A 5,805-nucleotide genomic window follows, 5' to 3' on the forward strand; every position below is an offset into this window, starting at 1 on the left:
GCGGTGCACCGGATGTGCGGCGGGCCCCGCGGTGGTCGTGTCGACCGCGGGGCCCGCCGCGTGGGTCAGGAGAGGGCGGAGATGGTGGAGCGGACCTTCGCGGCGATAGTGTCGGGCAGCGGGGCGTAGCCGGCGGTGGCCAGCTGGCCCTGGCCGTCGGCGCTCGCGATGTAGTTCAGGAAGGACTTCGTCAGCGGCAGGCCGGCGGACTTGTTGCCCTTGTCGCAGGCGATCTCGTACGTCACCAGGACGATCGGGTAGGCGTTGTCCGCCTTGGTGACGTACGCGGCGCTCAGGTCGAGGGCCAGGTCGGAGCCGGTGCCGACGATCTTGGCCTGCGCGATGCCCGCGGAGGCGTTGGCGCTGCTGGCCTCGACCGGCTGCGAGGCGCCGGTGGCGATCTTGACGGTCGGGATCTGGTCGGCGGTTGCGTAGGACAGCTCGAAGTAGCCGATCGCGCCCTCGGTCTGCTTGACCTGCGAGGCCACACCGGAGGACTGGGCGACGGCCTGGCCGCCCCGGCCCGCCCACGCCTTGGCGTGCGGGTAGGGCCAGTCGGCCTTGGCCGCGCCACCGAGGTACTTGGTGAGGTTGTCGGTGGTGCCGGAGTCGTCCTGGCGGTGGAAGCTCTGGATCTTGGTGCTCGGCAGGTTGGCGCCCGGGTTGAGCGCCTTGATCGCCGGGTCGTTCCACTTGGTGATCTTGCTGTTGAAGATCTTCGCCAGCGTCGGGGCGTCCAGCACCAGGTTGCTCACGCCGGGCAGGTTGTAGCCGATGGCGATCGGGCCGCCGACCATCGGGATGCTGATGCCCTCGCCGCCGGTGCACACCTGCTTGGAGGACGCGATCTCGTCGGGGGCGAGCGGGGAGTCGGAACCGGCGAAGGCGTCCGTGCCCTGGTTGAAGTCGATGATGCCCTGGCCGGACGACGACGGCTTGTAGTTGATCGTCGCGCCGGAACACGCCTGCTGGTAGTTCTTCACCCAGACTTCCATCGCGTTCTGCTGAGCGGTGGAGCCGGAGGACAGGACCTGTCCCTTGGCGCAGGAGATCGACGATGCGTTGGAGGTCGTGCCGGCCGAACCGCTGGGCGACGACGAGCTCTTGTCACTGCTGTCGTTGTTGTCCGAACCGCAGGCGGTCAGGACCAGCGCGCCGGTAATCGCGACCGCGCCGACGGTCAAGGCCCGCATTCCGCTCTTACGCTGAAGCTTCACCTTCGTGTGTTCCTTCCAAAAGCCCGCCGGTGGACGGCGAAGCAGAGGGTTTGGTTATCTGCATCCACCCGGCGCACTGCTGCTCACCGGTAAGGCCGAAATTAGGCAGATCAGATGAAGCGACCAACGGGAGAGAGTGAACGCGAGGTGAACCTCATCCGTCGGTGTGGTGGCCCGGTGCGCGGGGGCGGCTCGGATGAGCCGGGTGAGGTGCCCGAGGCGCGGGTGACCTGGGCATGGACCGCCGTCCGCGGCCCTGCGGACGGCAGCCGGGAGCGCCCGTCGGCACCCGGCGACGGGCGTGCGTCAGCGGTACGAGGGCGGTACGAGGGCGGTACGAGGGCGGCCTGCGCGTCGGCGGTACGGCGGTACGGGGACGGGCGCGCGGTCGTGCGATGCGTGACGTGCGGGACGCGGGGACGGGGCCTGTGCCCTGGGCCCTGCGTCCGGCCGGTCAGTCCGCCAGGGTGCGCAGCAGCGCGGCGATCAGTTCGCGGTCCCGGTCGTGGGTGAGCCGCTGCCTGGCCACGTCCGGGGCGAGCCAGGCCACCCGGTCGACCTCGTCGTTGGGCGAGAAGGGCGGCGCGGCGGACGCAGAGGGCGCCTCGGCGGCCCAGTAGCGGACCTCCTTGGGGTGCCCGGCGGTCCAGTAGTACGCGGCCGGCAGCGGCGTGCCGAGCACGCACTCCATGCCGGTCTCCTCACGGGTCTCGCGCACCGCGGCCGCCGCGTGGTCCTCGCCCCGCTTCAACTTGCCCTTGGGCAGGCTCCAGTCGTCGTACCGCGGCCGGTGGATGAGCGCGATCTCGATCCCGGCGCCGTGCGCGGCGCGTCGCCACAGCACGGTGCCGGCCGCCCTGACCGTGGTGGTCATGACTGCCACAACCGGGAGAACGCGAAGCGGGCGGCCTCCACCTCATGCCGCTGGTCGGCGTGCAGCACCCCCAGCGCGTACGCGGTGGCCGGGGCGATCCGGGGGGTGCGGGCCGCGGCGGACACCGCGGCGGCCGACTCGGCGGCCTCGTGGTGCCGCTGGAGGACGAGCGCGGCCTCGGCCAGCCGGGGGTCGCCGTGGCCGCCGGCGCCGGGCACCTCGGCGGCGTACCGGCTCAGCCGCAGCAGGATGCGCACCTGGTGCCAGGGCGCGTCCTGCAGGTCCGCGGTGAGTTCGGCGCCGAGCGCGGCCTGCACGGCTTCGGCGTTGTACGGGTGCGCGGCCCGGCGCAACGGCAGCGTGGCAGCCGCCTCGGCGAGCCGGGTGCGCGCCTGCTCGGCCAGCGGCGGCAGCACGGCGGCCGCTGGCGCGCCGGCCCGCGCGGTGAGCGGCACCTCGGAGGCGAGCACCGCGATGGAGTCGGCCAGCGCGTGGAAGCGGGCCGAGCCCATCGCCTGCAAGGTCGCCGAGTGCGCCCGGGTACGGGCCAGGGTGAGCTGCCGCTCCAGCAGCGCGGCGGCCCGCGCCGCCCCGACCGCCAGCGGTGCGCCCGTCAGCGCGGCCCCCGCGCCGCGTGCGGCGACCGCCGCGCCGCCGCCGCCTGCTCCGCCCGACCTCGGCCCGGGGGTCCGGCCGCCCGCGCCCGCCGGCTCCGTCCCGGGGCCGCCGCCGACAGCCGAGTCCGCGCCCGTGCCCGTACGCCCGCGGTACTCCGGCCCGGCCGCGAAGCCCCTGCCGGTCGCCGGGGCGGAGGCGCGCCAGGCGCCTTGGGGGAGCGGTACGGGCTTCGCGCCGGGCGGCGAGGTCCGGCCGGACGTCTCGACCGGGCCGGTCGCCGTCGGAGCCGGGAGCGGCGCAGGCGGGAGCGGGTCCTCGGGCGGGGCGAGGGCCGACAGCCGGCGCAGGGCGTCCAGCAGGCGGCCGAGCCGCACCGCGTACTGCGGCTCGCGGCCGAGGGTGGCGCCCAGCCAGCCCAGCTCGGCCCGCATCGGCTCGGCCCAGGCGGGGTCGGTCAGCTCGCCGTAGGTGTGCAGCACGCCGGCGATCCGCCGGGCGCTGCCGCGCAGCAGCGCGTCCGCCACGGCCTCGTCGTCGCCGCGCACGCCGAGCCCGCGCAGGAACGCGGTCGCCTGCGTGCGCAGATAGGACGACAGTGCCCCGCCCGCGCTTCCGCCGTCGGCCCCCGTGCTGACGCCCACCGCGCTGCTCCCCGTGTCCGTGCCGTCGCCCGGTCGACCGGGGATCTCCTGTGCGAGCAGGTCGCTATGTTGCTGCTGACGGGCCACGCCGGCGCCTCCGGGCGTCGATGAGCATTTCCTGGACGTTGCGCAGCGGGCGGCCGTCGGAGTCGGTGCTGTGCCGGGTCCAGTCGCCGTCGGCCGCCAGGTGCCAGGACGCCGTGGCATCCGACATCCCGGTCTCCAGCAATCCGTTGAGGGTGGCGCGGTGGCCCGGGTCGATGACCCGTACCAGCGCCTCGATCCGGCGGTCGAGGTTGCGGTGCATCATGTCGGCGCTGCCCAGCCACACCTCGGGCTCGCCGCCGTTGCCGAAGATGAACACCCGGGAGTGCTCCAGGAACCGGCCGAGCACGCTGCGCACCCGGACGTTCTCCGACAGGCCGTCGACGCCGGGTCTGACCGCGCAGATGCCGCGCACCCAGATGTCGACCGGCACGCCGGCCTGGGCGGCGCGGTAGAGCGCGTCGATCACCACCTCGTCGACGATCGAGTTGACCTTGATCCGCACGTAGGCGGGGCGCCCGGCGCGGTGGTGGCCGATCTCGGCGAGGATGCGCTGGATCAGCCCGTCGCGCAGGCTGCGCGGGGCGACCAGCAGCCGGTTGTACGTCTCGCGGCGCGAGTAGCCGGACAGCCGGTTGAACAGGTGGGAGAGGTCCGCGCCGACCTTGGGGTCGGCGGTGAGCAGGCCCAGGTCCTCGTAGAGCCGGGCGGTCTTCGGGTGGTAGTTGCCGGTGCCGACGTGGCTGTAGCGGCGCAGGGTGTCGCCTTCCTGGCGGACCACCAGCGACAGCTTGCAGTGTGTCTTGAGGCCGACCAGGCCGTAGACGACATGGCAGCCGGCCTCCTCCAGCTTGCGGGCCCACTTGATGTTGGCCTGCTCGTCGAAGCGGGCCTTGATCTCGACCAGCACCAGCACCTGCTTGCCCGCCTCGGCCGCGTCGATCAGCGCGTCCACGATCGGCGAGTCGCCGGAGGTGCGGTAGAGCGTCTGCTTGATGGCCAGCACGTCGGGGTCGGCGGCGGCCTGGTCGAGGAAGGACTGCACCGAGGTGGAGAACGAGTCGTACGGGTGGTGCAGCAGGATGTCCCGCTCGCGCATCGCGGCGAAGATGTCCGGCGGCGAGGCGGACTCGACCTCGGCGAGGTCGCGGTGGGTGCCGGCCACGTAGGGCGGGAACTTCAGCTCCTCGCGGTCCAGCGCGGCGATCGCGAACAGCCCGGTCAGGTCGAGCGGGCCGGGCAGCGGATAGACCTCGGTGTGCTTCATCTTCAGCTCGTGGACGAGCAGGTCGAGCACGCGCGGCGCGATCGACTCCTCGACCTCCAGCCGCACCGGCGGCCCGAAGCGGCGCCGCATCAGCTCCTTCTCCAGCGCCTGGAGCAGGTTCTCCGCGTCGTCCTCCTCGACCTCCAGGTCCTCGTTGCGGGTGACGCGGAACATGTGGTGGTCGAGGACCTCCATGCCCGGGAACAGCTCGTCGAGGTGGGCGGCGATCACGTCCTCCAGCGGGACGTACCGCTGCGGGCTCGCCTCCAGCAGCCGGGACAGGATCGGCGGCACCTTCACCCGGGCGAAGTGCTCGTGCCCGGAGACCGGGTTGCGGACCACCACCGCGAGGTTCAGCGACAGGCCGGAGATGTACGGGAAGGGGTGTGCCGGATCGACCGCGAGCGGGGTCAGCACCGGGAAGATCTGCTTGCGGAAGAGCGTGGCCAGCCGGGCCTGCTCCTGGCCGGTGAGGTCGCCCCAGCGGATGACGTGGATGCCCTCGTCGGCCAGCTGCGGGCCGACGTCGTTCTGGAAGCAGGCGGCGTGCCGGGCCATCAGCTCGCGGGAACGGGTCAGGATCAGGTCCAGCACGTCGCGCGGCTGCAGGCCGGACGCGGAGCGGGTGGCGACGCCGGTGGCCATCCTGCGCTTGAGGCCGGCCACCCGGACCATGAAGAACTCGTCGAGGTTGCTCGCGAATATGGCCAGGAAGTTCGCCCGCTCCAGCAGCGGGGTGGTGGGGTCCTCGGCGAGTTCGAGGACCCGCTCGTTGAACGCCAGCCAGCTGCGCTCGCGGTCCAGGAAGCGGCCCTGCGGGAGTTCCTCGCCGAATTCCTCGCCCGCCTCGGCCAGCCCGGGCGGTTCGGGGTCGGGATCAGGGTCGAGATCGGGGACGACGCGCGGCCGGAAGGAGCCGTCGGGGGCGCTGAAGGTGCCGTTCGAGGCGTGCCCGCTCGTGCTCGCGGCTGCTTGGGCTGCCTGGGCCGCCTGCGCGGGTACATTCGGGTGGTTTGTCTGGGCCATGGGTTTCGAGCCCTCCTCCGGTTCCGGCACATCCGCCTCACGGACGGCCCCCGTACGGCGGCCGACGGCCGTCGCTCCATTGTCCCGTGTACCTGCGGGTTTCGGCAGGTCGGGCGG

4 protein-coding genes are annotated in these 5,805 nt (G+C 73.0%); all 4 read right to left on the reverse strand.

Going from position 1 to position 5,805, the window contains the following annotated elements; genetic code table 11:
• Positions 1-65: 65 nt before the first annotated feature.
• Positions 66-1,217 carry a phosphate ABC transporter substrate-binding protein PstS gene (gene pstS / locus AC13HU_RS30775; protein ID WP_483045254.1) on the reverse strand — a complete coding sequence of 384 codons (1,152 nt, stop codon included), beginning with the start codon at positions 1,215-1,217 and terminating at the stop codon, positions 66-68.
• A gap of 454 nt (positions 1,218-1,671) precedes the next feature.
• Complete coding sequence (locus AC13HU_RS30780; protein WP_483045255.1) at positions 1,672-2,091, reverse strand: NUDIX hydrolase; 420 nt, start codon at positions 2,089-2,091, stop codon at positions 1,672-1,674.
• Entirely contained in the window at positions 2,088-3,437 is a 1,350-nt protein-coding gene (locus tag AC13HU_RS30785) for a CHAD domain-containing protein (protein WP_483045256.1), read from the reverse strand. Before AC13HU_RS30785 ends, AC13HU_RS30780 begins: the two co-directional genes overlap by 4 nt.
• A complete protein-coding gene (locus tag AC13HU_RS30790) occupies positions 3,415-5,688 on the reverse strand; it encodes an RNA degradosome polyphosphate kinase (protein ID WP_483045257.1) in 2,274 nt (757 codons plus the stop codon). The genes AC13HU_RS30785 and AC13HU_RS30790 overlap by 23 nt, the downstream gene beginning before the upstream one ends.
• Positions 5,689-5,805: the final 117 nt, after the last annotated feature.

This window comes from Streptomyces sp. NH27 (genome assembly GCF_056859195.1).

Excerpts from the sequence above, each read along its gene's own strand:
- AC13HU_RS30790 (WP_483045257.1), bottom strand. The coding sequence starts at position 5,688 with ATGGCCCAGACAAACCACCCGAATGTACCCGCGCAGGCGGCCCAGGCA.
- AC13HU_RS30780 (WP_483045255.1), bottom strand. The coding sequence starts at position 2,091 with ATGACCACCACGGTCAGGGCGGCCGGCACCGTGCTGTGGCGACGCGCC.